The organism is Thalassospira sp. MCCC 1A02898 (genome assembly GCF_001618185.1).
Classification (GTDB): Bacteria; Pseudomonadota; Alphaproteobacteria; order Rhodospirillales; family Thalassospiraceae; genus Thalassospira; species Thalassospira tepidiphila.
Genome location: NZ_LPXK01000013.1, coordinates 306277 through 332621, shown reverse-complemented (window position 1 = coordinate 332621; position 26345 = coordinate 306277). Strand labels below are relative to the sequence as shown.

Here is a 26345-nt window from a genome sequence, read left to right as displayed (position 1 = left end):
AGGTTTAGGCAGTCGGTTTGCTAGCGATTAGCGAACCGGCCATGCGTACTGCAGGCCACCATCGGTCCACAGAGCGTTCAGACCACGCTCAAGACCGAGCTTGGCGGTAACGTTTTTCTCATAGCTTTCGCCATAGTTACCGACCTGCTTGATGATGTTGTATGCCCAAGCTTCGTCAAGACCAAGAGCTTCACCCATGCCCGGCGAAACGCCAAGAAGACGCTGGATACCCGGGTTGGTGCTGTTTGCTTTCATGTCGTCAACATTTTCCATGGTGACGCCATACTCTTCTGCTTCAACCATTGCAGCAAAAGCCCAGCGAACGATGTCCGACCACTGTTCGTCGCCCTGGGCGACAACCGGGCCGAGCGGTTCTTTGGAGATGATTTCCGGCAGGATCACATAGTCAGCCGGATTTTCTGCCATCTGGGTACGGATGGAAGCAAGACCCGAAGCATCGGTGGTGTAAACGTCGCAACGACCAGAGAAGAAGGCAGCGGTTGCTTCGTTGATGTTCTCGATAACGACCGGCTCGAAGGACATGCCTTTGGCGCGGAAGTAGTCAGCGAGGTTCAGCTCGGTCGTGGTGCCCGGCTCAACGCAGACGGTCGCACCGTCAAGCTCGGTTGCGCTGGAAACGCCGAGAGCTTTCGGGATCAGGAAGCCCTGACCGTCATAGTAGTTGATGCCGACAAAGGTCAGACCCAGTTTCGCATCACGGGTGGTGGTTGCAGTGGTGTTACGCGACAGGATGTCGATTTCACCGGACTGCAGAGCCGTGAAGCGCTGTGCTGCGGTCAGCGGGGTGTATTGAACAGCGTTTGCGTCGCCAAGAAGTGCAGCAGCGGTTGCACGGCAGACGTCAACGTCAATACCTTCCCATTTACCTTCGGCATTGGCAGCGGAGAAACCCGGAAGACCGGTGTTCACGCCGCACTGAACGAAACCTTTGGCCTTGATGCCGTCAAGCACGGCACCTGCCTGTGCGTTCTGTGCGGCAACGGCTGCAACGGTCATTGCGCCAGCGGCAAGGATCGTCTGGATTTTCATAAGATAGCTCCCTTGTTAGCAAAGCATTGTTTTTAGCTTTTGTGCCACCCTGGATATGCACAGCCGCATATCCATCTGTCCGAAGAAGATCGGACCGCCAAATTAAGAAATTTTAGGCCGCCTTGTGTCAAGTGTGAAAAAATTTTGGCAACATTAGAACCTACGGTGCTGGCTAAAAATTGAGGCTTTTTCTGCGGTTATATCGCGCGGAGATACGATCACATAAAATATACGAAACTTTGTTTGTCTCATATATTCAATAACCTAGTGGTAGTTTCGTTCTGATCACCGGCAAGACCGAAAATTGCACGAACTTTTTTTCACCAAACAATCAGCCATGATCAAAAAAAGTGCATCAGTTCACGCTGTTTAAAAAATACGCATCGTTGCACTGCGGAATCGGGAGCGGCATTCGTTAACCAGCCCGGTCGAGTATCTTGCAAAACAGGATCGACACGAAAAAGCCCCGCTTTGAGATGCGGGGCTTGTCTTGATCAGGTTTTCAGTTCCGACAGGTTGGAAAACAGTTCCAATGCCGTCGGGTTGGCCAAGGCTTCCTGATTTTTTACCGGCCGTCCGTGAACAACATCACGAACAGCAAGTTCGGTAATTTTCCCCGATTTTGTCCGCGGGATATCGGCAACCGCAAGCACCTTGGCGGGGACGTGGCGTGGGGTGCAGTTGTTGCGGATCTGCTTCTTGATCTTGTCGATCAGTGCGGTATCCAATTCGTAATTGTCGCGGAGCACAACAAACAGGATCACCCGAACGTCATTATCCCAGTCCTGGCCGATCACAATCGATTCCTGAATTTCAGGTAGTTTTTCTACCTGGCGATAAATCTCTGCCGTGCCGATACGAACGCCGCCGGGGTTAAGGGTCGCATCCGAGCGGCCATAAATGACCATGCCGCCATCATCATCAAGCTCGACATAGTCGCCATGGCACCAGATGTTATCAAACCGGTCAAAATAGGCGCTGTGATACCGCGAACCATCCGGATCGTTCCAAAAGCCGACCGGCATCGATGGGAATGGTTTGGTGCAGACCAGTTCACCTTTTTCGTTCCGCACGGAGTTGCCATCGTCATCAAACACGTCGACAGCAACACCAAGGGCACGGGTCTGGATGACGCCACGTTTGACTGGCAGGACAGGGCAGGCCAGCACAAAGCAGCCAAGGATATCTGTGCCGCCTGAGATGGACGCCAGATGGATGTCTTCCTTGATGTCGCGATAAACGTAATCGAAGCTTTCCGGGGCAAGCGGCGAGCCGGTTGACGTCATCGCACGCACAGTGGCCAGATCGTGTGTTTCGCGCGGTTTGAGTTCGGCCTTGGCCAACGCATCGATATATTTGGCAGATGTGCCAAACAGCGTCATGCCTTCTGCATCGGCATAGTCAAACAGGATATTGCCGCTCGGATAGAAGGGCGAGCCATCATAAAGCAGAAGCGTTGCGCCGGCCGCAAGACCAGCCATCAACCAGTTCCACATCATCCAGCCACAAGTGGTGAAATAGAAAACGCGATCACCGGGCGCGACATCACAATGCAGGATATGTTCTGAAACCTGTTTCAGCAGGGTTCCGCCCGTGCCGTGAACAATGCATTTCGGCTTGCCCGTCGTGCCAGACGAGAACATCACATAAAGCGGGTGATTGAACTCGACCTGCTCAAAGACGATCTTTTCGGTCCGGAAGGGGGCAATGAAGTCGTCATAGGTGACGGCGTTGCGGATATCCGTCGTGTTGGCGCCGTCAAAGGCATAGGGCACGATGACGACCTTTTTCAGGCTGTCGATCCGCTCTACAACATCGTGAACCTTTTCGCGGATGTCGTGTTGCTTGCCGTTATAGTGATAACCGTCAACGGTGATCATCACGGTTGGTTCGATCTGGCCAAAGCGGTCTACAACACCCTGAACGCCGAAATCAGGGGAGGCGGAGGACCAGGTTGCCCCGATGGCTGCCGTCGCCAGCATCGCAATCACGGTTTCAGACATATTTGGCATATAGCCGCATACGCGATCACCCTTGCCAACGCCCTCTGCGCGAAGGGCCTGCGAGAATTTTGATACCGCAATATTAAGTTCCGCCCAGGATAGGCGGCTTTTGACCTTGTCTTCACCCCAGAAGATCAGGGCGTCGGTGTCGTCATCACGGACCAGAAGGTTCTCGGCAAAGTTCAGGCGCGCATCCGGGAAGAATTGGGCGCCCGGCATTTTGTTGCCGTCGATCAGGACACGGTCGCCCCATGTTTCCGCCCTCAAATCGGCATATTCGATAAGAGCAGGCCAGAAACGCTCAATCTCGGCAACGGACCAGTCATAGAGTTCGGTGAAACTCTGAAGGTTAAGCGCATGCTTTTCATTCACCCAGTCGCGAAAGCGGGTGACGTTTGCATTTTCAACGCGTTCTTTCGTCGGTTGCCAAAGAAAGTCGCTCATCATGAGTCCTCTGTTTCCTGCCGAACGTTTCGATCTCGTCGGCGCATCCTTTGAGGGCGCCAAATTGGTAGTCCTTTACCGCTTTTCTAGGCGGAAAAAAGCGGACCAGCAAGTGAAGTAACGCAGATATCCTTTATTGGTAATACCAATTGACTTGTTTTTCATCATATATAAGGCGAGGTGTGGTCCTTAAGTATCTGTAGTTACTGTATAATTATCTAACGTTTTGACGTGCAAAAATATTGTGAGTTGGAGCTTAAAAATAGCCCGTAAGGCTAATAAAATATCAAATGGCGGACGGTTTTTGTTCTATCGTGATTCGTTAGGTTGCGATGCCAGCGTTTCTTGCACGTGAAAACGCTTGCACGCCTGTCTGGGCATATTAGGTTGACACAGCATTTCATGAGACATGGAGATAACCGTGGCAGGTATTGACGAAAGCCAACCCTTTGTATCGATCAATATTGCCGTATTGACTGTCAGCGATACGCGCGATCTCCATAACGACACCTCGGGCGAGGTTCTTTGTGAACGCATCATCGCCAAGGGCCATCACGTTTATGAACGCAAAATCCTGAAAGACGATCAATTGGCCTTGCGCAAGCAGCTAGGTGCTTGGTGCTCAAACCCGGATGTCGATGTGATCATTACCACCGGCGGCACAGGTGTTACCGGGCGCGACGTGACGGTGGAAGCCCACCGGGCAATCTACGAAAAGGAAATCCCGGGCTTCGGCGAACTGTTCCGTTGGATATCATATCAAAAAATTGGCACATCCACCGTGCAATCACGGGCGACTGCGGGGGTGTGTATGGGAACCTATTTGTTTGCGCTACCCGGATCGACCGGGGCATGCAAGGATGCCTGGGACGAAATTCTGACCTATCAGCTTGATATCCGCCATCGGCCGTGCAACTTCGTCGAGCTCATGCCACGTCTGCTTGAAGAATAAAGGCGCACGCCGTTCATATCCGTTGCCCGCGATCCCTGAATTCCCCCATTAACAAGGACTTCCGATGGAATTTATCTCGGATCCGTTTTTCTATGTTGTCGGCATTCCCGCCGTTTTAATCGCCGGTGTCTCAAAAAGCGGCTTTGGCGGCGGGCTCGGTGTTGTGGCTGTGCCTTTGATGGCGTTGGCGGTATCGCCACAGGCCGCCGCGGCGATCATGCTTCCCATTCTGTGCCTGATGGACCTTGCAAATGTCTGGGCCTATCGCAACCGCTGGGATCGCCGGAACATGAAGATCCTGGTGCCGGCCGCATTACTGGGCATTCTTGTCGGGACATTGTCTTTCAGCTACCTGAACGAGGCAGCCGTCAAACTGATCATCGCAATGATCGCGATCATCTTTACCCTTGATCATTGGCTTCGTGGCCGGAAGGAAACCGGTGCACCGGGCAGGGCAACGATTGGCAAGGGTACAGTTCTTGGTGCACTGGCTGGTTTCACCAGTTTCGTCGCCCACGCCGGCGGGCCACCGGTGTCGGTTTATCTGCTGCCGCAGCGAATGGACAAGTCGATCTTTGTCGGCACGACAGTCATGTTCTTCATTGTCGTCAATTACGTCAAACTGATCCCGTATGCGCTGCTTGGGCAATTCGATGCATCCAACCTTGGAACATCACTTTTGTTTGTGCCGATCGCGTTGTTCGGGACGTGGCTTGGCTTGTGGGCGCATGACAAAGTCAGCGTTAAATTGTTCTACCGGGTTTGCTACAGCTTGTTGTTCCTGACCGGGATTAAGCTGCTTGCAGATTCTATCCTCGAATTTGCAGCCTGAAGATCGCATCGGTTTGCGCGGTACTTTAAGGCACCGCGTCAACTGTCGGCGTAGCAAGTAATGGTTTTGATGTTAGATAGCCGCTCTCTTCTGGGTGGAAATGGCATAAGCCAATGAGATAGCCGTGCGGTACGAGTATAATCCTGTATTTACGTAATGGTATAAGTGGCTTATTAGATATCAGTGCTGCAAAGACAAGCAGAATGGATGGCGAATAAAAGCACGCGATCAGCAGCCAGGAGGAAACCTGATGCGCATATGGGAGCTTTATTTAAATGCCAGAAAGAATTCTGCAGGTTGCGACAGCAATTTCCGGGCAAGCCAATGATAAAATTACCGAAATCAAGGCCGTTACACGGGCAACACGAACCCTTGCACTGAATGCGTTGATCGAGGCCGCACGCGCTGGCGAAGTCGGCCGTGGGTTTGGTGTTGTTGCCAACGAGGTCAAGGAAATCTCGCAACGTGTCAACGTGATTACCGAAGAACTTGAAGACATGTTTCTGACGCTTGCCTCCGATCTGGAGAAAACAGCGCAGACGGTTCGTGGTGATCGTTTTGCCGACCTTGCCCGCTATTCTGTCGAACTGATGGATCGCAACCTGTACGAACGATCTTGCGATGTGCGTTGGTGGGCAACCGACGCAGCCGTGGTCGATGTTTGCGAAAATCTGCAAGACCCTGCGTTGGCGTCGCGTGCATCGGAACGGCTCGGTGTGATCCTTGATTCCTATACTGTGTATCTTGATCTTTGGGTGGCGGACCGGAACGGGAACGTTATTGCCAACGGACGCCCGGACTCCTATCGCGTGATGGGGCAAAATGTTTCTGGTCAGGGCTGGTTTCAGGAGGCGTTGCGCTGTCGGGATGGTGGACACTATGCCGTTGCGGATGTAGCATCCAATTCACTGTTAAACAACGCCGCAACCCCGACTTATGCGACCGCCGTGCGCAGGGGCGGTTCTGTTGATGGCGATGTGATCGGTGTTTTAGGGGTTTTCTTTGACTGGGAGAGCCAGGCACCGATGATCGTCAAATCGCTGAACTTCAACGCGGAAGAACGTGAACGTACCCGGGTGATGTTGATCGACGCAAAAAATCGGGTCCTTGCTGCTTCCGATGACCACGGTGTGCTCAGCGAAACATTTAATCTGCGTGTCGATGATCCTGCCCGCGGGGCCTATCTGCTCGAAGACGGATCCCTTGTGGCCTACGCCTTGACACCAGGTTACGAAACCTATCAAGGGCTGGGCTGGCGTGGGGTTATCGTGCAAACACCACGAGCGGAAAATGCTGCCGCCTGAACGTCGACGTCCAGGCAAACGGCGATGTCTATCTGCTAAACGAAGACGGGCACCTTATGTTGGTGTCCGTCTTCTTTTGTTTTGTATTCAGGTGTTTGCGCTTGCCCCTTGGTGTGAAAAGAGATAACGATGCTGTCACTTTATTGATAAAATGTCATCGTAACTGCCTTGAAGGATGAAAGCTGTTGGAACTGATCCTTGCCAAAATTGCCGTGTCAATCGGAACGGTGCTGGGGCTTTCGATGCTTGCAGAACGGGCAGGGCCACGTGTCGCCGGCGTGTTGTCAGGTTACCCGTTGGGAACGGCCATCCTTTTGTATTTCATTGCAATCGAGCAGGGTGTTGCCTTCGCAAGTGAAAGCGCGGTGTACGCTTTGCCCGGCCTGATTGCGACCTTAACCTTCCTCTATGCCTATTTCATTGTGTCGCGCCAATGCGTCCGGCTGCCTGTCTTTCCACAGATTCTTCTCAGCTCGCTCGGGGCGTTTGTCACTTATCTGTCTGTCTCATGGTTGTTTCAGCTCGCTCCGATGAGCTTGACGCAGGCGGCGGTAATTTTGCTGGTTGCGATCGTTGTCGCACTCATCCTTTTCCGCAAGATCGAGAATGTCCGTATTCTCAATCGGGTTCGCCTGACCAAGCGGGTTGTTTTGCTTCGTGCTTCACTGGCGGCAATCATCGTTCTGGTCATCAGCGGCATGGCGGCATGGATTGGTCCGCGCTGGGCAGGATTGTTGTCAGGTTTCCCCGTAACACTCTATCCCATGATGCTGATCCTTCATTTCACCTATGGGGCAGAACCGGTGCATACGGTTATTCGAAACTTTCCGAGGGGAATGGGGGCGCTCTGGGTTTATATCCTTGCCGTAACCCTTGGTTATCCTGTTCTTGGGCTTGGCTTGGGCACGCTGTGTGCCTTCGGGGCTGCCACCGTCTATTTGGTCGGGTACACCACTTTCGTCTGGGTCCGCCAAAAGTCCGTGCAAGCAGCGCAATGATCTCCTAACATTCAGAGAACACGACAATGATGGTCGGTCAAATCGACCGCACACAGGGAGTAGTCGCTGAATGCAGCAAGTCCAGTCACTGGTAAGGGCGTTAAGTATCCTCAACGCGCTTGCCGAAAGCGAAGACGGGATGACCCTGACCGAAATTTCCCATCAGGTGAAATTGCCGCCCTCGACAGCACACCGGTTGCTGACCACCATGCAGCACGAACGCTATGTGTCGTTCGAGGGGGAGCGCACACTCTGGTTCGTCGGGGTTCAGGCTTTCAGCGTCGGCAATTCGTTTACCAAAAATCGCAATCTCAGCCAGATCGCGCGCCCCTATATGCGCGCACTCATGGAAGACAGCGGTGAAACGGTCAATCTTGCTGTCGCAGACGGTGGGGAGGTCATCTTCCTGTCGCAGGTGGAATGCCGCAAAATGATGCGCGCACTCGTCACACCCGGCCGGCGGGCCTTGATGCACTGCTCGGGCGTTGGCAAGGCCTTGCTTGCCTTTTTGCCGGAAGAAGAACTGCATTCGGTCGTGGCAAAGCACGGGTTGCCAAAGATTACCGAACGAACCCTGATAACCCAGGACGCTCTTGAAAAGGATCTGGAGCGTTGCCGCCAGCGCGGTTATGCCCTTGATGATGAAGAGCACGCGGTTGGTCTGCGTTGTGTTGCGGGCGTTGTCCGTGATGAAACGGGTTTGCCAATCGCGGCATTATCACTTTCGGGGCCCGCGGCCCGTATTCCAAACGACCATATCGAGCAATTAGGGCTTAAAATACGCCGTGTCTGCGCCGACCTGAGCCGTGAATATGGAGGAAAGCCGGTCTAAAGACCGGCGTTCTTCCACGGACCAAAGCGATCCTGCTCAGTCGGATTGCTGTTTACATACCCGGGCAGGAAACGCCAGTGCCGCCGAGCCCGCAATAGCCATCAGGATTCTTGTGAAGGTATTGCTGATGGAAGTCCTCGGCATAAAAGAATTCCGGTGCCTCGGTGACTTCGGTTGTCACGTCGGCTTGACCTGCTTCTTTCAGTGCGGCGTTGTAGTCCTGACGTGACTGAACAGCCGCTTGCTGTTGTTCAGGCGTAAAGGTGTAGATGACGGACCGGTATTGTGTGCCAATGTCGTTGCCCTGACGCATCCCCTGAGTCGGGTCGTGGTTTTCCCAAAACAGCTTCAAAAGCGCTGAATAGGACGTTACGGCAGGATCAAAGACGACCAACACCACTTCGGCATGGCCTGTCATGCCGCTGCAAACTTCACGATAGGTCGGGTTCTTGGTGAAGCCACCGGCATAGCCGACAGCAGTGCTGTAAACGCCTTCAGCTTTCCAGAACAGGCGTTCCGCCCCCCAGAAGCATCCCATGCCAAAGACGGCAATTTCCAGATGATCCGGGAAGGGGCCCTTCATCGGATTGCCTGTGACGATATTGGCATCGGCAACCGGCAGTGCTTCGTCGCGCCCCGGAAGCGCAGTGTCAGCGGTTGGCATTTTGGGTTTGTCTGATTTCAGCACGGAGAACATGTCTTGATTTCCCGAAGAAGAATTTGCGTTCATGCCTGCAATGTACTCCAGAAGCGCACAATAGCAATTCCCGTCTTGATCAAATGTCTTTGAACATTCTTTTGGCCGCACCCGCGATCACGCGGATAATCCGCACCAAAAGTCCATGGAACTGCATAATGGAATGGCTTTGCACAGGTTCAAGCATTTGAAATCGACAGCTTTGATGCTTTTGGGGGCGTTCAGTTTGCTGGTTGGGCTTCTATTCCTGCCTTTGCCGCCACCATTTTTTGGCATGGTGTTTATTGCGCTTGGTATTCCGTTGCTGGCAGCGGGATCAAAACAAACGCGGCGATTTATCCAGCATCTGCGCTGGCGGTATTACCGGCACAACGCCAAGATCGAATATTTTTTGGGAAAGATGCCCGGGTTCGTTCGAAGACACGGTCGGAAAACCCGCCCGGATGGCTTGATGCGGTCTGAGAAGATGGCGGCATCCGCCCGACAGAGGTCTACGGACTAACGCGTCGAACCAGGCAATCCGTCCCGGCAGATTTCAAGCTGTTGCAAGCCTGTGTTGCATCAGCGGAGGAAGCATACATTCCGGTTAGCAGTCGGAAGAACAGACCTTTGCCTTCAATCGCGATGCTGACAACTTCATGGTCTGCTGCCGCCAGCATGCCATGCGATGCGCTTTGGAACTTCGTCCATGCATCTTCCGCACGTCCGCGCGAACGATACGCTGCAAGTTGAACCGAGTAGTAGGGGCTATCACTTTGCGTGGTTTGGCTGGTCGCAGTTTCCGCTGGCGCCGAGTTTTCGGTTGATGGCGCCACCACGTTTTGTGTTGCTACCGGCTCTGTCGAGGTGATCGGAAGTTCGATCATGGGTGCTTCGGGTTTAGGGTCAACAATATCAAGTTCGCCCTGTTCAGTCGGGCGCGCGTTTGAGGTGACCATTGCACCCTTATGTTCTGTTGATGCTGCGTCGCCGGCAATCGTCGGCGCAGCAATAACGCGAACCGGTGCCGCGGTTTGCACTGACTGACTGGGCACCGGCGCAGGGGCGGCAACCGGGGCAAGTTTTGAAACTGCCGTTTCTGTTCCACTGGTCGCCGGCCCGTCGGTTCTATTAGGGGCGGGGACAGGCGTTGCTGCAGGCGTCGTGTTTGGTGCGGCGGCCTGTCGGTCAACCCGTGTCAGTCGCGCCGTGTTTTCACTGACCTCCATCTCCATCTGAACGACGGGACTGGTGGGCGCTTCGGGTTCTGCCTCTACCACGCCACCGGTTTCATAAAACCGGCGATCGCGTTCGACCTGCGGCGGATTGGGTAACTCTGGACCTGGCGCAACGGTGGCGGATGCGACAACGGCATCTATTTCTTTGGATCGCGCATATTCCGGGGATGATGCATCAAGCGTGACAAGCCGTCGTTGCGCGAGGCTGTTGATGCTGCCTGAAAGCCGCACACCTTGGCCGCAATCGAGATCAATCTTGGCGTCGGGCGGCGTCGCGGTCAGCCAAACATAAAGCTTGCGCGCACTTTCATAGTTGCCGTCCATGTCATATGAAATCGCCTGCAGGAAGTTATCCACGGGGCTTCGGTCAAGTGAAATCGGTTCGGATGGGGTGGAGCCATCCTTGTGCATTTCGGTGCCGGTGGAAGCCGTGTGGCCGAAAAACAAACCACATGCGGCCCGGTTGAAGCTTGTTTTTTCCGCTGCAGGCAATTGTTCGTTCGATGGGGAACTCAGTTCTTGCGACGTGGGCGACGAACCGAACCAAAGACCGGAAAAATCAGAGGTGCTGCAAGCAGTCAGGAGCGGCAGGAGAGCTGCGGCAGTTATTCTTCCCCAGTTGCGTCGAAGGGGAGTGTTTGTTGTCGCAAACCTGATTTTCACGCTTCACCTGACCATCGCTGTATTACAGAAAGTTATATCTTTCATCGCCAGCAAAAACAACTCCTGCTAATGCAACGATGATGATCAGCTGTCTTTGGAAATCAGGGACATAGCAAGCAAGCGGTATCGCATTCAGAAGGGTGGCACAGAGCAGACAGGTAAATCACCGCATGGCCAATGGAACCATGATCCCGATAAGCAGGATCAGCACGGTTACGGCGATGACGATATTTATGATGCCTTTTGTTGCCTTGTTTGCCGTTTCACGCGTCATGCCACGGCTTTGAGAAGATCGGCCGGAGGCACCCATTGCGCCGCCCGCGTTATCGGACGTCAAAATCTTGATGACCTGCTTCTTTTCCTTGCGGGTATCTTGGTCGTACTTGTTTTCAACGATCCGTACTTCAGAATTGCCTTTGCTGCTGATCGCATCCTTGGCAGTCTTTAGAGCAGAACTGTAGTCGGATACCGGCTCGAGCTCCATCAGGTTCCCTGTCTTGCGCAGGCAAACCACAGTATAACTTTTGCTAAGTGCCGCGTCGGCCATCTTTATTCCTGTTTTTTGTGTACAACTTTGACAGACATATGGCGTGTTCGCACAAAAATAAGAACCTATCCTAAAGAATAGGTTCTATTGGCGACCAAACGGGAGAGGTCAATTCGTAATGCTGCTGGCCAGCGTTTTGTACTCTTCGCAGTCCATGCCACAAAGCTGTTCCAGTCGCGCAAGGTTTTCCTGAGCCATTTCAGGTTTCCCGGTCTGAAGGAAAAGTTCGCCCTGATACTCAAGAGCGCCGACATGTTCAGGGTCAATCATCAGGGCGCGTTCATAGTTTTGCGCCGCACTGTCAAAGTCACCCATCTTGCGCTGGCTGTAGGCCAGGTAATTGTACAGATCGGCATTTTCCGGATCTTCTTCGAGCATGGTTTCAATCTTGTCGATCGCCATGTCGTACATACCGGTATCAACAAGCTCCGTAACAGCGGAAAGGTCGGTGCCTTCCGAGCTCCAGCTGTCCGAACTGCCCATTGCAAAAGCGTTGCCTGCCAGAAGCGGGGTGGCAAGCATCATCATAACAGCACATGCCTTGATCATTTTTGGGGTTTCACCGTTACGGTCCATCGTCGTACCTTTCTGTGATCTGGTTTGGCATTAATACGTGTGTCGGGATGCGCTGAAAGTGTGATTTATCACAACTGAACGTTTTTCCTGTTCACTTGTTGGTGAGAATTATGGCTTTGAAAGGGCGGAATCTGTGGGGGTAATTGAAACTCTTGCGTTGGGAATGGGCGGGGCCTGGGCCAGTGGTGTAAACCTCTATGGCACAGTGGTTATTCTTGGTCTTCTGAACAATTTCGGGCTGCTTGATTTGCCGCCGGAGCTTCAGGTTCTGGGAAGCTGGTGGGTGCTGGCACTCGCCATGTTCCTTTATCTGATCGAATTTGTGGCCGACAAGATCCCGATCGTCGATAGCGTCTGGGATGCCATTCATACCTTCATCAGGATTCCTGCCGGCGCACTCCTTGCCGCAGGCGCCATGAGCGGCCTTGATACCGGCATGGGCGACGGCCTTCAAACTGCAATTGCCTTGCTGGTCGGCGGGACGGTGGCGGCTGGGAGCCACTTTACAAAGGCCGGCAGCCGCGCGGCAATCAATACATCGCCTGAACCGTTTAGCAACAGCATCGCCTCAGTCGCCGAGGATGTCGCCGTATTTGGCGCACTTTACACAGTCGCTTTCCATCCAGTAGTTTTCTTTGTGCTGTTTGCCCTGTTTGTTCTGCTTCTGGTCTGGCTGGTGCCAAAGATCTGGCGGTTCATCGGACAGGTGTTTGGCAACGCGCGTCATCCATCCGTGGCCTATGCCCAAACGCGTGCGCAACAAGCAAGCGGCGGTACGGGGCTGCCAAAACTCAATCTTTCAGGGGCAGGCGGTTCAGCTTTGCCTCCATCGGGTAAACCGAAACTTCCACCTGAATAGGATGGTGTTGAGCCAAAAGAAAAGCCCGCAAGTATCTGACTTGCGGGCTTTATTGGTTGTGTTTCTGACGTCAATCAGAAGTCGGCTTCGATCACGCGATCACGGATTTCGGCCGCCATTGCATCACCAAGTTCATCAATGCCAAACGTCTTCTGGTGCTTGAACCCAATGCGACGGACCGAAGCAGTTTTTTCTTCGGCTTCGCGTTTGCCAAGCGCAAGGATCATCGGAACCTTTGCATGGCTGTGTTCGCGGACCTTGTAGTTGATTTTCTCGTTACGGGTATCGAGCTCAACATTCAGGCCCTTGGCTTCAAGTGCTGCCTTAACTTCATGGGCATAGTCGTCGGCATCATTGGTAATGGTGCAGACAACCGCATGAACCGGTGACAGCCATAGCGGTAAACGACCGGCATAGTTTTCGATCAGAATACCGATAAAGCGTTCAAGCGATCCAAGGATCGCACGGTGCAGCATGACCGGGCGGTGTTTTTCACCGTCTTCACCCATATAGGATGCGTCAAGACGTTCCGGCAGAACGAAGTCAGCCTGAAGCGTACCGCACTGCCAGTCACGGCCGATGGCATCCCGAAGCACGAACTCAAGCTTCGGCCCATAGAACGCGCCTTCACCCGGATTGACTTCAAGTGCCAGACCCGCTTCCTCAGCTGCTTCGCGAAGGGCTGCTTCGGCCTTGTCCCAAATCTCGTCAGAACCCGCACGCACTTCCGGACGGTCGGAGAACTTCACAAGAATGTCGGTAAAGCCGAAATCCTTGTAGACCGATTTCAGAAGGTCACAGAAAATCTTGGTTTCCGAGACAATCTGGTCTTCGGTGCAGAAGATATGGGCGTCATCCTGAATGAACTGACGGACACGCATGATGCCATGCAGACCACCAGACGGTTCATTGCGGTGACAGCAGCCAAATTCTGCCATACGCAGCGGCAGGTCACGATACGACTTGCTGCCAAGACGGAAGATCTGCACGTGACACGGGCAGTTCATCGGCTTAAGCGCCAGAACCTTCTCGGGATCATCTTCATCCGGGGTGGTGGTGAACATGTTCTCGCGGAACTTTTCCCAGTGACCGGATTTTTCCCAAAGCACGCGGTCGACCAACTGCGGCGTACGCACTTCCTGATACCCGGCGGCATCGAGGCGATCACGGATATAGGTTTCGACCTTGCGATAAAGCTTCAGACCCTTGTCATGCCAGAAGACAGAACCCTGGGCCTCTTCCTGCATGTGGAAAAGGTCCATTTCACGGCCAAGGCGACGGTGATCGCGCTTTTCGGCTTCTTCAAGCATGTGCAGATACGCATCCAGGTCTTCCTTGCTTTCCCAGCAGGTGCCATAGATACGCTGCAGCATCTCGTTATCCGAATTGCCACGCCAATAGGCGCCGGCAACCTTCATCAGCTTGAAGGCCTTGCCGATCTTGCCGGTCGACGGTGCATGCGGCCCACGGCACAGGTCGATGAAATCGCCCTGGCGATAGCAGGTAATGGTCTCGGTTTCAGGAAGATCACGGATGATCTCGGCTTTGTATTTCTCACCTTTATCAAGGAAGAACTTGATCGCCTCGTTGCGGTCCCAGACCTCACGCACGATCGGTTCGTTGCGTTCGATGATCTTGTGCATCTGTTTTTCGATCTTCACAAGATCGTCGGGCGTAAACGGCGTTTCGCGGGCGAAATCATAATAGAAACCGTTCTCGATCGACGGGCCAATCGTGACCTGCGTATCGGGATAAAGTTCCTGGACGGCTTCGGCCATGACATGCGCACAATCGTGACGGATCAGCGGCAGAACTTCCGCATGGCCCTTGGTCACGATTTCGATAGTCGCGTCAGTGTCAATCTCGCGCGCGAGGTCGCGCACTTCACCGTTGACGATGATGGCAAAGGACTTCTTTGCCAGCGAAGAACTGATTCTTTTGGCGACATCGAAACCCGATACCGGGCCGTCAAATTCGCGTACGGCACCATCGGGAAGGGTCAGGGCAATCATGGTTGGCTCAACTCTGCTTTATCTGCGGGCATAATTTTGGAATGCACATATAGGACCCGCATGTTTACGCGGGGTAAATGCACAAGAAAAGGAATTTCAGGATGAGGTCAAGTTCGCTCTTTGAAAAAAGCGACTTTCGGGACAGCACGAACCGCCGCAACGCCAATCAGGCGTGCAGTGTTTTTGGCGGTATTCAACTTTTTGTCGGCAAAGCCGTGCATTGATACTATCCCGTAAGGTGAAGACTTAATATAACAGGACAAACTTGTAGAGCAAGACGCAAGCCTTTGCCAAAGGCAGGTTTTGTTCAACACATTATTACGGCGCCACCAACGCCATCGAAGGGAGCCCCAAATGTCGAGCCCGGAAGTTCGCCGGAACATCATGATTTTGAGTCTGTGCGTCGCGTTGTCTGCCAGCGCGATGTCGTTGATTTTCACGGTCGCCGCTGTGATCGGCTTTTCGCTGGCCAGTGACAAATCCCTTTCAACCCTGCCAGTCGCCTTCATGATGATTGCCATGATGGCGATGACGGCCCCGTCGGCGGTTGTCATGGCCAAGATGGGCCGGAAATTCGGGTTCTGGATGGGGGCGACCATTGCCATGATGGGCGCCGTGTCCGGTATGGGCGCTGTCTACTACGCCAATTTCTGGCTGCTTTGTGTGGCATGTGCCTGCATTGGTGCTGGCAATGCCATCGCCATGCAATACCGCTTTGCTGCCGCAGAAGCCGCACCGGTCGAATTTCGTGCGCGTGCGATTTCCTACACCATGCTGGGCGGGCTTGCCTCGGCCTTTATCGGGCCGAACCTGGCAAGCTTTGCGCGGGACTGGTTCGAGACGATCCCGTTTCTTGGCACCTTCGTTGCCCTGATCGGCTTGCAGTTCCTGTTGGTGATTGCCATTGGTCAACTGCGTTTACCCGACATGCGCGGGCACAAGCATCCTGAACCGGCACGCCCGTTATCAACGGTGATGGGGCAACCCGCCGTTATTGTTGCGATCATTGCAGGTGCGCTTGGCTATGCGGTCATGAGCTTTGTGATGACGGCGACACCGCTTGCGATCCTTGATTGCGATTACGCGTTCGGTGATGCCGCCTTTATCATTCAGTGGCATGTGGTGGGCATGTATGCGCCCGGCTTCATTACCGGCAACCTGATCAAGCGATTTGGCGCGCTTAAGGTCATTCAGGCCGGTGCAATCCTGAACTTTGCCTGTCTTGCGGTTGGTCTTGCGGGACAGGACTTGATCGGCAATTTCTGGGTGTCGTTGGTACTTCTCGGCGTTGGCTGGAACTTCATGTTTGTCGGTGCGACGACGTTCCTGACCGAAAACTACCGTCCGTCCGAACAGGCGCGGGTGCAGGCGATCAACGAATTTTGCGTATTTGGCACCGTTGCGGTTGCATCGCTGTCGGCAGGCACGATCTATGCCGGGTCGGGATGGGGCACGCTGCTTTACAGTGCCGCTTTGCCGGTTGGTCTGGTGTTGCTGATCGTTGCGACCTTCGCGATCCGCCGCAAGGCACAAGCGGCCTGAAGGCAGGACTTTGATAGATAAAGGAAAGGGCCGCACATGCGGCCCTTTTTCGTTGCGGTGACGATCAGTGATGACCGCTCAGGATATCGAGCGCGTGCGATCGGAATTCCCGATTATAGAGAACCAACGTCACCCAGGTTGCACAAACAATGAAGGCAAGGGGATGATAGAACCAGCCCAATGCCGAGAGCGCAAAGAAATAGGCGCGAATTCCGCGGTTGAAGTTGTGGGCCGACATCATGCTCATGCGTGATGCCCGTGCTGCCGCGCGGGCGGCATCGGGCGCGTCGGCTTCTGGGGCGGCACCGATCAGGATGGAACAATAGTTCGATAACCGAAACGCCCACGTGAATTTGAAGAAGGCATAAATAAAGATCACGATCAGCAACACCACCTTGCATTCCCAGACCGCCGGCGTGGTGACAGCGGCAAAGGGCAGGGCAGAAACAGTTTCAATCGCCTTGTCGGTATAACCCAGGAGCGCCATCAGACCGATCAGGACCAGAATGGTGGTCGAGGAAAAGAAACTGATGCCGGTGATCAGGTTGCTGGCGATTGATGTATCCACCATCCGGATATCGCGTTTGAGCATCTGTTCCATCCAGCGATGGCGATTGCGTGCCATATGTGCCGAGATGGAGTTGCGGCGTCGCGAACTGGCATCGGCAAAAATCGTATAACCAACCCACCAGGCAAACGCCCAACAAATTGCGACAACATCAAGAAGCGTGAAGGTGGGCATAACGGGTTCCATTCAAAGCCGTTCCATCAGATTTATTCTAATCCTAGTGATAATGCGCTATCGTTCGCAATATTGTTTGCCACGCAATGTGATGGATGCATAGCAGATGGTCATGTCACCAGTCCGGGTTGAGTTTTCCCGTAATCCAGAGTATCAGCAGCGCAAATTTTGATTGGAGAGCGACATGAGCGATCTTGAAAACGATCTTGGCGACGACATCGACTTCGAAGAATTCGAAGCCCATACCGAAAAGCTGCTGGAAGACGGTCGCACCAAAGACGACCTGTTCGAGTTCATCGGTTTCATGAACATCAACGAAGTCGGCACGCACATGATCGCGGCCGAAATGGTGCTTGATGAAGATGCCATCGACCAGATGAGCAAAAACCTGCGCAAACTTGAAATCGATCTTTCACCCCTTGGCGAGCTTACCGGAGGCCTTAAAGGCGGCGAAGACGTCAAACGCGCCCTTGGTGCCCTGTTCCTGGAACTGGTCGAGCTTTGCGAAATTGATGAAGATGACGAAGACGCGGGCGAGCTTTCCGAAGAAGCACTGCTGCTGTTGAACTTCATCAAACGCTTCAATCCGCAGATGCGCCGCCTGACGGTTGCGCTGACCGACACCGATGATGACGATGTGTCCTGCGAATATGAAGTGACCAACTGGTAAGCCAAGGCTTGCCGATCAGGCAAAAATTAATGTAGCTAAAGGCAGGGCATCGTTCCCTGCCTTTTTCTGTTTCGGAGCCACCACCGTGACCGCCTTGCGATCGACCGCTGCTGCCCAACGTCTTCAATCCTATCAGGACCGCTTTGCAAATGGCGAGGAACCGATGCCAGAAGCCGCAAGCCTGCGTGCCTGGATCGATGAGAACCGAGATGTTTTTCACTCTGTCATGGAATGCGACCTCAAGACATGTGCGAAGATCGTCTACGACTTTTCTTCAAACGGCGATGTGGTGATTGGTGGCGAAAGCGATCCGGCACGCCAGACCGAAATCATGTGGCAGCAACTGGCCGATGCCAATGCCCCGGTTGGCATTGGGCGTTATCGCGAGGACCGGATTTGTTATCAATCCGAACAGTTCAAAAACGATGGCGAGGCCCGCAGTCAGCACCTTGGCATCGATCTGTTCGCACCGGCATATACGCCGGTATTTGCGCCATTGGACGGTGTTGTGCACAGCTTTGCCGATAACAACCTGCATCTGGATTATGGGCCGACCATTATCTTGCAGCATGAACCGGCGGAAGGCATCAGGTTCTATACGCTCTATGGTCATCTCAGCCGCGAATCCCTGGAAGGGCTTTACAAGGGCAAGGAAATCAACGCCGGTGACCTTCTGTGTCGGTTTGGCGATTTCCCGATCAATGGCGACTGGATCCCGCATCTGCATTTCCAGATCATCTTTGACATGCTGGGGCGGGAAGGGGACTTCTTTGGTGCCGCCAAGCCGTCTGAATGGGATATCTGGGAAAGTATCTGCCCCAACCCGAACCTGATCCTGCAAATGCCCGAAAACGTGACCGCGTCACGGGAAGGGGTATAGATGCAACCGCGTCTAAAAGCCGGGTTGTGGGTGCGCGCGCAGATCGCGATTTGCCAGTCGAACCTGATTACGGCGATGGTGGCCCACATGGGCAACGAAGATGCCGGGGCCGTGCTTGTGAAGCTCAACCGGTTTGACGCAGGATGCTTTGTCTATTCACGTGTGACGACACTTGATGGAGAACTGGGTTGGATGCTGGTGGCCGGTGGCCCGGATGGGGGCCGCGAAACCGAGTTTGCCTGCGATGAATACTGGCGCAAGCAAATTGGCTATGATCCGGATGTCTGGGTGCTGGAGATCGAAGATCACAAGGGGCAATACGAACTTGATGCCCCGATTGTTGATTTCTGACAGGCGCGTCTGAAAAAGAAAAGGCTGGCAATCAAATGCCAGCCTTTACGTTTTGCATCATGTGCAAGCGATTGCTTATGCGGTGCGCTGCAGCAGGTGGTAACCGAAATCGGTCTCAACCACGTCAGACGTCGAACCAACTTCCATGCTGAACGCAGCGGCATCGAATTCCGGAACCATCATGCCACGGCCAAAGAAGCCAAGGTCGCCGCCCTGCTGGCCGGACGGGCAATCGGAGTTGGCTTTTGCCAGTTCTGCGAAATCGGAACCGTTTGCGATCTGGTCTTTCAGCGCGTTGATTTCGGTCAGGGCTTCGTCTTTGGTGCGGGTGGCGGTCGAACGTGCCGAACCGGCATACATCAGAAGAATGTGCGACGCGCGAACTTGTTCACTCATAATGGGTCCTTTCATCCGTCAAAACTTGCAACCGACGGATTTTCTGCAAGATTAGAAGTTTATGGATAACGCTAAGGGTCCAAATCCATGTACAGGCGTATACTCCTGTACATAGGGTTGGACCCTAGACATTGCCCATGCCTTGTGGCTTGTTACGACAAATCGAACCGAGATGAAAGAGAAGAGGCAGATTGATGCTTGCTGTTGTGTCCCCGGCCAAGAAGCTGGATTTCGAAACAGACGTCCCGGAAATGTCTGTTTCTCAACCCGCATTTCTGGACGACACCGAACAACTTGTTGATGTCGCGCGCAAAAAAAGCCGCAGCGATCTGATGAAGCTCATGGGCATCAGCGAAAACCTTGCCGATCTGAACTATCAGCGTTTTCAGCATTTTTCGCGTCCGTTTGATCGTACCAACGCCAAACCGGCGATTTTTGCATTCCGCGGTGATACCTATGTCGGCCTTGATGCCGATACCATGAAGGCCGAAGACATCGACTGGGCAGAGGATCATTTTCGGATGCTCTCGGGCCTTTATGGCCTCCTGAAGCCGCGCGATTTGATGCAGCCATATCGTTTGGAAATGGGAACGCGCCTTTCCAACCCGCGGGGCAAGGACCTTTACGCGTTCTGGGATGATAAGCTTTCAAAAGAAATCAACGAGATTACCAAAGGTCACAAGGACCGTAGTCTGATCAATCTCGCCTCGAACGAGTATTTCAAATCGATCAAGACCAAGGTCCTTGATGGCCCGGTAATTACGCCTGTGTTTAAGGAAGTGAAGGGCGGTACGGCCAAGGTTGTCGGCTTCTCGGCCAAGCGTGCGCGTGGCATGATGGCACGCTATATGATTGACAATCGGCTCGAAGACCCGCAAGAGCTCAAGAAGTTTAATGTTGATGGCTATCGCTATCAGGATGACCTCTCGACCGAGACAGAGTGGGTCTTCACACGTATTCACGATCAGTAACACCAACTATTCCGGTGAAACCATATGACCGACGAGCATCTTGAACAGCTCGAGGATGAGAATGTCTTACCAGAGGCGCATCCGTTTTCTGGCTATCTCCGCACGTTCTTCCGTGGGCCGGGCCGTTCGCGCAGTCTGACCCGCGAGGAGGCATTTGATGCCTTCTCGATGATCCTGCGCGACGAGGTCGAACCGATCCAGCTTGGCGCATTCCTTTTGATGCTGCGCTACCGTGCTGAGACGCCCGAAGAACTGGCCGGCATGATCGAAGCTGTGCGCAAGGCCGCGCGTCTTGAACCGGATGAAGACAGCAAAGATGACGCGCTTATGCGTCCTGCGCTGGATTGGCCATCCTATGCGGCCGGTCGGACCCGTGGTCTGCCCTGGTTTGTGCTGTCGGCGCTTCTGCTGTCGCAGAATAATGTTCCGGTGCTGATGCATGGCTATAACTCGCATCTGGTCAACGGGATCAGCACAGAAGTTGCCATCAAGGCGCTTAAGCTTCCGATTGCCATGTCTGCAGAAGAAGCGCGTTCTGATATCGCATCGAAGGGCTTTGCGTATCTGCCGCTGCGTCATATGCATCCCAAGCTGCAGGAGCTGATTGGATTGCGTCCACTTCTTGGATTACGCAGTCCAGTCAATACGTTACTGCGTTTGCTTAATCCTCTGCATGCGCGTGCAGCCTTCCTTGGTGTGTTTCATCCGGCGTTTCTTGATGTCCATCGTGAAACCGGCAAGCTTTTGGAACTTCCACGCATCGGTGTGATCAAGGGCGGTGGCGGCGAAGCCGAAAGAACACCCTATAAGCATGTCGATCTGCGCATGCTTGATAATGGTGAGCTCAATGATGTTCGCTGGCCGGCATTGCTGTCAAAAACCGAAAAGGATGGCGAAGACCAAAGCCCTGTATCGCTGAAGCACTTTCTGGCGGTCTGGCGTGGCGAGGTGGAAGATATTCCGGCCGAAGCCAAGATCAAGGGCAGTGCCGCCATGGCAGCCTTCCTTGCCGGCAAGGCGGATTACATGGATGAGGCAGAAAGCCTTGTGCAGGGCTGGTGGGATAATCGCGACCGTGATGTTGGCTGATGTTCCGCGATCAAGTGAGATGAAATGAAAGGGACGGGAAACCGTCCCTTTTTTAATGCTCAGAACGATGATCCGGGCTCTTTGAGAAACGCCACTTCCTCTGGCGTCGATGGACGGCCCAGTATTTCATTGCGGTGTGGATAGCGGCCAAACCGGTCAATGATCTTTTTGTGTTTCAGCTCGAACTCGTAATTGTTCTCAAGGCCGGGCTGTGAAAACAGGTCAACCGCCACTTCATGGATGATTTCGGATTCCGAGTGCATATACGGCATATACAGGAATGCCTGTTCCTGCGGTGTGACCAGTTTGCGATCCAGCTTCAAGGAAACAGCCTCCTGCGCCAGCACCAATGCCATTGGATCTGATGCAAAGGACTGTGGCTGATCGCGGTACATATTGCGTGAAAACTGATCAAGAACGATGATTTCGGCAAGTCGTCCATGGGCGGTTTTGCGCCAGTTAAAAAGCTCTCCGGCCGTGGCGGCGGCGTGAAAATCGGCAAAGCGTTCCGCGATATGGCGATCCAGGGCTTCATCCTTGATAAACCACTGTTTTTCTTCGAGTTCCTTGAACCAGAAAACAAGAACCGTTTCAGGTTTCATAATGTTTCCACCCATCTGATTGCAGGCTTTCGGGGCCCGTCGGCAAAATTGCGCGTGATCTTCGCGCCCGGTTTAAAGCGCGTCAAGCCATCCGCAAAAAGATTGTCACGGACCTTGGGGCAGGGAGTTGACAGCAATCCGTCCGACGTGGATTATGACATTGTCTTTGGTGTTGATCCGATTGGACCAACTTAAAAGGGAACGTGGTGCGTCATGCATGACAAAGCCACGGCTGCCCCCGCAACTGTAAGCGGTCAGAGCATTGCATATGCCACTGGTGCAAACCGGGAAGGCGCATTGCTTTTTAAACCGTGAGCCAGGAGACCTGCCTTTGACTGCCGGGTGCCGATTGCCCGGTATGAAACTGTTGGACGCCGGGGTGAGCGTCAGGTTGCAGGGGTACAAACGGTCTTTTGAAGATCCGCAATCTTGCTTCCAGCCATCCTATCGTTCTTTGTCCTGACCCTGTGCGCTGGGCCTTTGGCCTGCGTGCATCGTTTGAGAAAGAGACGATTATATGTTTAAGACCCTTGGCAGGCTTGCGATTGCAAGCGCCTGTGTGCTGTCGGCGGCCATGCCGGCGCATGCGCATTTTCAATTAGCCTATACGCCGGACGTGAACGTGACCAAGGCCGGGGATCAGCCGGTTAAGCTGATTTTCTGGCACCCGTTTGAAAACGGTCATGTCATGGATATGGCCGAGCCGCTTGAATTTTATGCGGTTAATCGCGGTGAGAAACTTGATCTCAAATCAACGCTTACGCCGATTACTTTCACCGGAATTGCCAACTCGGCAGCGGCCTTTGACGCAACTTTGACTCTGCGCCGCAGCGGTGATTACGTCATGGTGGTGGTCCCCGCACCGTATTATGAAGAAAGCGAAGATATCTTCATCCAGCAGATCACGAAGTCCTATGTAAACCGCAATGAAATTCCGACCGACTGGATGGAACCGCAAGGTCTTAAAACCGAAATCCTGCCGCTTAATCGACCAACCAACATCATTGCCGGTTCGACCTTTACTGGCCGAGTGTTAAGCGAAGGCCAACCTGTGGCCGGTGTTGAAGTCGAAATCGAATACATGGCCGCAGAACCCGATATGGCCAGCAACACACCCAAAGGGCCAACGGCATCGCCAATGCCCGGTGGTGCGGTTGTGGTCATTTCCGATCAAAACGGGTATTTCACTTTTGGTGTCCCCAAGGCAGGTTTTTGGGGATTTGCAGCACTTGGCAGCGGCCCTGACAAAGAATTTCAGGGCAAGGAACTTTCACAGGATGCAGTCCTGTGGGTTCGCGCCTATGATGTGAAATAGGCGAGGGACAAAACAGATGCATATTGTTGATGGTGCGCTGGCACCGGAAGTCTTGATTGGCGGGGGTATTCTTGCAATTGCCGGACTTGGCCTTGGACTGCGGAAACTGCCAATCGATAAAATTCCTGCAACCGGGGTTTTGTCGGCAACATTCTTTGTTGCCTCGCTTATTCATGTGCCGGTGGGACCATCCAGTGTGCATCTGATCATGAGCGGTCTTGCCGGGCTCGTGCTTGGCTGGACCGCGTTTCCGGCACTTTTTGTCGGTCTCCTGCTTCAGGCCGTTTTCTTTGGCTTTGGCGGTTTGACGGTTCTTGGCGTCAATACGGTCAATATCGCCTTTCCGGCTGTGCTGGCGGGCCTTTTGTTCCGGGGAATGGTGTCGCGCAGCAGCCCGGTCACGGCGGCCGTGCTTGGTGGATGTGCTGGTGCGTTTTCCATCGCGCTGACAACGGTGTTTGTCGCGATTTCGCTTGCACTCAGTGGTGATGCATTTGTTCCGGCGGCCAAGCTGGTCTTCTTTGCCCACATTCCGATCATGGTGGTCGAAGGGTTGGTGTCAGCGGCATCGGTGTATCTGATCGCCAAGGTCAAACCGGCCTTGCTGCAACCCGCCGATCAGACATCCGGTTTTGAGATGCAGGCGACAGCATCCTTGCGTGCAAAGCAGGCGGGCGAGGCATCCAATGGCTAGATCACTCATGCTGGTCTGTGCCCTTGGCATGCTTGTGTATGGCGCAGCACCTGCACAGGCGCACAAGGTTATCGCATCCCTGTTTCCAAGTGGTTCAAACATCGAAGGTGAAATCGGTTTCTCCAACGGTGTCATGGCCGAAAACACGCTTGTTGAGATCTTTGATCTTGATGGCAACAAGATTGATGAAGTTACCACCGACGGCGACGGTTTTTTTGTCTACACGCCAAGCCAACAGATTGATCTGCGTTTTCGGGCCGATCTCGGGGCAGGGCACGTTGCCGAGGCAACCTTTGCCATTGCGGACCTGACGGATGTTGATGCGGCTGTACAAACAGCATCGTCAAAGGCGCCGACTGCATCGAGGGCAGGATCAAACGCTGGGCCTGCAATTTCCCGCGAACAGGAAGAAATCATCGCGACCATCGTGCGTGACGAATTGCGTCCTCTCAGGCGCGAGCTCACCGCCTATAAGGAAAAGAATGATCTTCAATCGATTCTGGGCGGCATTGGCTATATATTCGGTGCCTTCGGGATCATTTATTACATCGCTGCGCGACGGCTAAGAGCAAAAGCACCCAACGCATGAGCCACCTTTTCGGACATGACCAACCCCTGAGCGTTCAGGCACATGGCGGACAATCACCGTCATTCGTCGGGACGTTCGATCCAAGGGTACGTGTGGTCGCGGCCTGTGTTTTTGCAATTGTCGTGGTGGCCCTGCATCAGATCGAATTTGCACTGGGTGCCCTGATATTTGCCGCCATTACCATGAGCCTGACGGACTTGCCGCTGCGCGTAACCCTGAAACGCATGGCAGCCATGGACGGGTTTATCATCGTCATGTTGATAATGTTGCCGTTTACGACCCCCGGAACACCGATGTTTTCGGTGCTTGGGGCAGAGGCCAGCAAGGAAGGCCTGATGCATGCCATCCTTGCTGGCATACGGGCCAATGCGGTTGTCCTGATGATGCTTAGCCTTTTGTCGGGTATGACGCCGGTGACACTTGGCCACACGCTATATCGTTTGAAATGTCCGCCGGTTCTGGTGCATCTGATGATGTTTACGGTGCGCTATATTTCGGTGCTTCATGACGAATATCATCGTCTTCGCATGGCGATGAAACTTCGCGGGTTTAAGGCACGCAATAATGCCCATACCTACCGGTCTTTTGGCTATTTGTTTGGCATGTTGGTGGTGCGGTCGCTTGAACGGGCCGAACGTGTGCTGGAAGCCATGAAGTGCCGCGGATTTAGTGGTCATTTCCCGATGATAGATGATCTGGCATTCAAGCGTCGTGACGGTGCATTTGCCGTTTTCTTCCTTGCCCTGATTATTGCCCTTGTCGTGATGGATCGCATGTATGTCGTCGCTTATTGAATTGAATGATATTTCCTATGGTTATCGGGCAGGGCAGAATGTGCTCGATCGCGTCAGTCTGACGCTTGATCCGGGTGAACGACTGTTCCTTGCAGGGCCGAATGGGGCTGGTAAAAGCACGCTTTTGCGTATTCTTGTCGGCCTGATTAAGCCGCATGCGGGTGAAATCCGTGCCTTTGGCACCCCGCGGGTTACCGATGCCGAATTTCACGATTTGCGCTGCCGGGTTGGTTTTATCGTGCAGGATCCCGATGACCAGCTGTTCTGCCCAACCGTGATCGAGGACATCGCTTTTGGTCCGCTAAACCTCGGTGCCAGTCGCGAAGAAGCCCTTGCGATCGTGGATGGGGTCCTGGATCAACTGCATCTCAAACACCTGCGCGAACGGATTACCCATGAGCTTTCCGGCGGTGAGAAACGGCTTGTTTCGGTGGCAGCTGTCCTTGCCATGAAGCCCGATGTGTTGCTGCTTGATGAGCCGACAAACGCGCTTGATGAAGAAAACCTGCGACGGCTTGAAGAAATCCTGCTGGGGCTGCCACAAGCCATGATCCTTGTGTCGCACGATCCGCATTTCAGACGGAAACTTGCAACGCGGATCATTGAATTGCGCACCGGAAAAGTGCTTCAGTTGCCAGACAAGAAATGCACGGCCAGTGAACGCACCAACCAGGCCGAGGCCACATCCTGAGGGTCCTGTGCCTCGGACGAGCATGAAAGGGCG

General features: G+C 53.7%; 29 protein-coding genes and 1 riboswitch. Of the genes, 19 read left to right on the top strand and 10 right to left on the bottom strand.

What is annotated here, in order from left to right; translation table 11 throughout:
• Positions 1 to 27 precede the first annotated feature (27 nt).
• Positions 28 to 1050 carry an amino acid ABC transporter substrate-binding protein gene (locus tag AUQ41_RS18250; RefSeq protein WP_063089710.1) on the bottom strand — a complete coding sequence of 341 codons (1023 nt, stop codon included), beginning with the start codon at positions 1048 to 1050 and terminating at the stop codon, positions 28 to 30.
• A 494-nt stretch (positions 1051 to 1544) separates the two neighbouring features.
• Positions 1545 to 3497, bottom strand: coding sequence for an acetoacetate--CoA ligase (locus tag AUQ41_RS18245; RefSeq protein ID WP_063090129.1), 1953 nt, complete (start codon positions 3495 to 3497; stop codon positions 1545 to 1547).
• Positions 3498 to 3918: 421 nt separating this feature from the next.
• Here AUQ41_RS18245 and moaB point away from each other — a divergent pair, with 421 nt between their 5' ends.
• The 5 genes from moaB to AUQ41_RS18220 all read left to right on the top strand — a co-directional run bounded on the left by moaB (position 3919) and on the right by AUQ41_RS18220 (position 8415).
• Positions 3919 to 4449: a molybdenum cofactor biosynthesis protein B gene (gene moaB / locus AUQ41_RS18240; RefSeq protein WP_063090127.1), complete on the top strand. Its 531-nt coding sequence runs from the start codon at positions 3919 to 3921 to the stop codon at positions 4447 to 4449.
• 64 nt (positions 4450 to 4513) lie between these two features.
• Positions 4514 to 5281, top strand: coding sequence for a sulfite exporter TauE/SafE family protein (locus AUQ41_RS18235; protein ID WP_063089708.1), 768 nt, complete (start codon positions 4514 to 4516; stop codon positions 5279 to 5281).
• A gap of 275 nt (positions 5282 to 5556) precedes the next feature.
• Complete coding sequence (locus tag AUQ41_RS21300; RefSeq protein ID WP_063089707.1) at positions 5557 to 6585, top strand: methyl-accepting chemotaxis protein; 1029 nt, start codon at positions 5557 to 5559, stop codon at positions 6583 to 6585.
• 185 nt (positions 6586 to 6770) lie between these two features.
• A complete protein-coding gene (locus AUQ41_RS18225) occupies positions 6771 to 7583 on the top strand; it encodes a hypothetical protein (protein WP_063089705.1) in 813 nt (270 codons plus the stop codon).
• A gap of 70 nt (positions 7584 to 7653) precedes the next feature.
• Positions 7654 to 8415: an IclR family transcriptional regulator gene (locus AUQ41_RS18220; protein ID WP_063089703.1), complete on the top strand. Its 762-nt coding sequence runs from the start codon at positions 7654 to 7656 to the stop codon at positions 8413 to 8415.
• A 52-nt stretch (positions 8416 to 8467) separates the two neighbouring features.
• Here AUQ41_RS18220 and msrA read toward each other — a convergent pair whose 3' ends face one another.
• Positions 8468 to 9112, bottom strand: a complete 645-nt coding sequence (gene msrA, locus AUQ41_RS18215) for a peptide-methionine (S)-S-oxide reductase MsrA (protein ID WP_063089701.1) — start codon at positions 9110 to 9112, stop codon at positions 8468 to 8470.
• Positions 9113 to 9257: 145 nt separating this feature from the next.
• Between msrA and AUQ41_RS21370 the strand changes: the two genes are divergently transcribed.
• Complete coding sequence (locus AUQ41_RS21370) at positions 9258 to 9614, top strand: PGPGW domain-containing protein (protein ID WP_063089699.1); 357 nt, start codon at positions 9258 to 9260, stop codon at positions 9612 to 9614.
• On the opposite strand, the gene AUQ41_RS18205 is transcribed toward AUQ41_RS21370, so the two are convergent.
• Complete coding sequence (locus AUQ41_RS18205; RefSeq protein ID WP_168173407.1) at positions 9604 to 10686, bottom strand: SPOR domain-containing protein; 1083 nt, start codon at positions 10684 to 10686, stop codon at positions 9604 to 9606. The genes AUQ41_RS21370 and AUQ41_RS18205 overlap by 11 nt on opposite strands.
• Before the next feature lie 46 nt (positions 10687 to 10732).
• Between AUQ41_RS18205 and AUQ41_RS20780 the strand changes: the two genes are divergently transcribed.
• Positions 10733 to 11062, top strand: a complete 330-nt coding sequence (locus AUQ41_RS20780; protein ID WP_143588715.1) for a hypothetical protein — start codon at positions 10733 to 10735, stop codon at positions 11060 to 11062.
• A 93-nt stretch (positions 11063 to 11155) separates the two neighbouring features.
• Here AUQ41_RS20780 and AUQ41_RS18200 read toward each other — a convergent pair whose 3' ends face one another.
• Both AUQ41_RS18200 and AUQ41_RS18195 read right to left on the bottom strand, forming a co-directional pair.
• A complete protein-coding gene (locus AUQ41_RS18200) occupies positions 11156 to 11539 on the bottom strand; it encodes a hypothetical protein (protein ID WP_063089696.1) in 384 nt (127 codons plus the stop codon).
• A gap of 108 nt (positions 11540 to 11647) precedes the next feature.
• A complete protein-coding gene (locus tag AUQ41_RS18195) occupies positions 11648 to 12115 on the bottom strand; it encodes a lipopolysaccharide assembly protein LapB (RefSeq protein ID WP_063089694.1) in 468 nt (155 codons plus the stop codon).
• Between the two features lie 133 nt (positions 12116 to 12248).
• Between AUQ41_RS18195 and AUQ41_RS18190 the strand changes: the two genes are divergently transcribed.
• Positions 12249 to 12974 (top strand): DUF4126 domain-containing protein, encoded by a 726-nt coding sequence (locus AUQ41_RS18190; protein WP_063089693.1) that lies wholly within the window; start codon positions 12249 to 12251, stop codon positions 12972 to 12974.
• Between the two features lie 74 nt (positions 12975 to 13048).
• On the opposite strand, the gene thrS is transcribed toward AUQ41_RS18190, so the two are convergent.
• Complete coding sequence (gene thrS, locus AUQ41_RS18185; RefSeq protein ID WP_063089692.1) at positions 13049 to 14986, bottom strand: threonine--tRNA ligase; 1938 nt, start codon at positions 14984 to 14986, stop codon at positions 13049 to 13051.
• Between the two features lie 354 nt (positions 14987 to 15340).
• Here thrS and AUQ41_RS18180 point away from each other — a divergent pair, with 354 nt between their 5' ends.
• On the top strand, positions 15341 to 16528 hold the full coding sequence (locus tag AUQ41_RS18180; protein ID WP_063089690.1) for an MFS transporter: 1188 nt from the start codon (positions 15341 to 15343) through the stop codon (positions 16526 to 16528).
• A 64-nt stretch (positions 16529 to 16592) separates the two neighbouring features.
• Here the strand turns inward: AUQ41_RS18180 and AUQ41_RS18175 are convergent, their stop codons facing one another.
• Positions 16593 to 17282, bottom strand: a complete 690-nt coding sequence (locus tag AUQ41_RS18175; protein WP_008890722.1) for a DUF599 domain-containing protein — start codon at positions 17280 to 17282, stop codon at positions 16593 to 16595.
• A 172-nt stretch (positions 17283 to 17454) separates the two neighbouring features.
• On the opposite strand from AUQ41_RS18175, the gene AUQ41_RS18170 reads away from it, so the two are divergent.
• The 3 genes from AUQ41_RS18170 to AUQ41_RS18160 all read left to right on the top strand — a co-directional run bounded on the left by AUQ41_RS18170 (position 17455) and on the right by AUQ41_RS18160 (position 19171).
• Entirely contained in the window at positions 17455 to 17940 is a 486-nt protein-coding gene (locus AUQ41_RS18170) for a hypothetical protein (protein ID WP_008890721.1), read from the top strand.
• Between the two features lie 85 nt (positions 17941 to 18025).
• Positions 18026 to 18820, top strand: a complete 795-nt coding sequence (locus AUQ41_RS18165) for a peptidoglycan DD-metalloendopeptidase family protein (RefSeq protein ID WP_063089688.1) — start codon at positions 18026 to 18028, stop codon at positions 18818 to 18820.
• Complete coding sequence (locus tag AUQ41_RS18160; protein ID WP_063089686.1) at positions 18821 to 19171, top strand: DUF1491 family protein; 351 nt, start codon at positions 18821 to 18823, stop codon at positions 19169 to 19171.
• Between the two features lie 75 nt (positions 19172 to 19246).
• On the opposite strand, the gene AUQ41_RS18155 is transcribed toward AUQ41_RS18160, so the two are convergent.
• The gene (locus AUQ41_RS18155; RefSeq protein WP_063089685.1) at positions 19247 to 19567 is read right to left on the bottom strand and encodes a peptidylprolyl isomerase; all 321 of its coding nucleotides are present in this window, start codon (positions 19565 to 19567) and stop codon (positions 19247 to 19249) included.
• A 194-nt stretch (positions 19568 to 19761) separates the two neighbouring features.
• Between AUQ41_RS18155 and yaaA the strand changes: the two genes are divergently transcribed.
• Together yaaA and AUQ41_RS18145 are read left to right on the top strand one after the other, a co-directional pair.
• Complete coding sequence (gene yaaA / locus AUQ41_RS18150; protein ID WP_063089683.1) at positions 19762 to 20538, top strand: peroxide stress protein YaaA; 777 nt, start codon at positions 19762 to 19764, stop codon at positions 20536 to 20538.
• A 24-nt stretch (positions 20539 to 20562) separates the two neighbouring features.
• Complete coding sequence (locus AUQ41_RS18145) at positions 20563 to 21627, top strand: glycosyl transferase family protein (RefSeq protein WP_008890716.1); 1065 nt, start codon at positions 20563 to 20565, stop codon at positions 21625 to 21627.
• 59 nt (positions 21628 to 21686) lie between these two features.
• Here AUQ41_RS18145 and AUQ41_RS18140 read toward each other — a convergent pair whose 3' ends face one another.
• Positions 21687 to 22229 carry a DUF924 family protein gene (locus tag AUQ41_RS18140; protein WP_063090125.1) on the bottom strand — a complete coding sequence of 181 codons (543 nt, stop codon included), beginning with the start codon at positions 22227 to 22229 and terminating at the stop codon, positions 21687 to 21689.
• Positions 22230 to 22379: 150 nt separating this feature from the next.
• Positions 22380 to 22577, top strand: a riboswitch (cobalamin riboswitch).
• A gap of 169 nt (positions 22578 to 22746) precedes the next feature.
• Here AUQ41_RS18140 and AUQ41_RS18135 point away from each other — a divergent pair.
• The 5 genes from AUQ41_RS18135 to AUQ41_RS18115 are packed head-to-tail and all read left to right on the top strand — an operon-like array spanning position 22747 to position 26312.
• Entirely contained in the window at positions 22747 to 23544 is a 798-nt protein-coding gene (locus AUQ41_RS18135) for a DUF4198 domain-containing protein (RefSeq protein WP_063089681.1), read from the top strand.
• A 16-nt stretch (positions 23545 to 23560) separates the two neighbouring features.
• A complete protein-coding gene (cbiM, locus tag AUQ41_RS18130; protein ID WP_063089680.1) occupies positions 23561 to 24238 on the top strand; it encodes a cobalt transporter CbiM in 678 nt (225 codons plus the stop codon).
• Positions 24231 to 24827, top strand: a complete 597-nt coding sequence (locus tag AUQ41_RS18125; RefSeq protein WP_232308449.1) for a cobalt ABC transporter permease — start codon at positions 24231 to 24233, stop codon at positions 24825 to 24827. Before cbiM ends, AUQ41_RS18125 begins: the two co-directional genes overlap by 8 nt.
• Positions 24824 to 25621 carry a cobalt ECF transporter T component CbiQ gene (gene cbiQ, locus AUQ41_RS18120; RefSeq protein WP_063089676.1) on the top strand — a complete coding sequence of 266 codons (798 nt, stop codon included), beginning with the start codon at positions 24824 to 24826 and terminating at the stop codon, positions 25619 to 25621. Before AUQ41_RS18125 ends, cbiQ begins: the two co-directional genes overlap by 4 nt.
• Positions 25605 to 26312: an energy-coupling factor ABC transporter ATP-binding protein gene (locus AUQ41_RS18115; RefSeq protein ID WP_063089675.1), complete on the top strand. Its 708-nt coding sequence runs from the start codon at positions 25605 to 25607 to the stop codon at positions 26310 to 26312. Before cbiQ ends, AUQ41_RS18115 begins: the two co-directional genes overlap by 17 nt.
• The last annotated feature ends 33 nt before the right edge of the window (positions 26313 to 26345 follow it).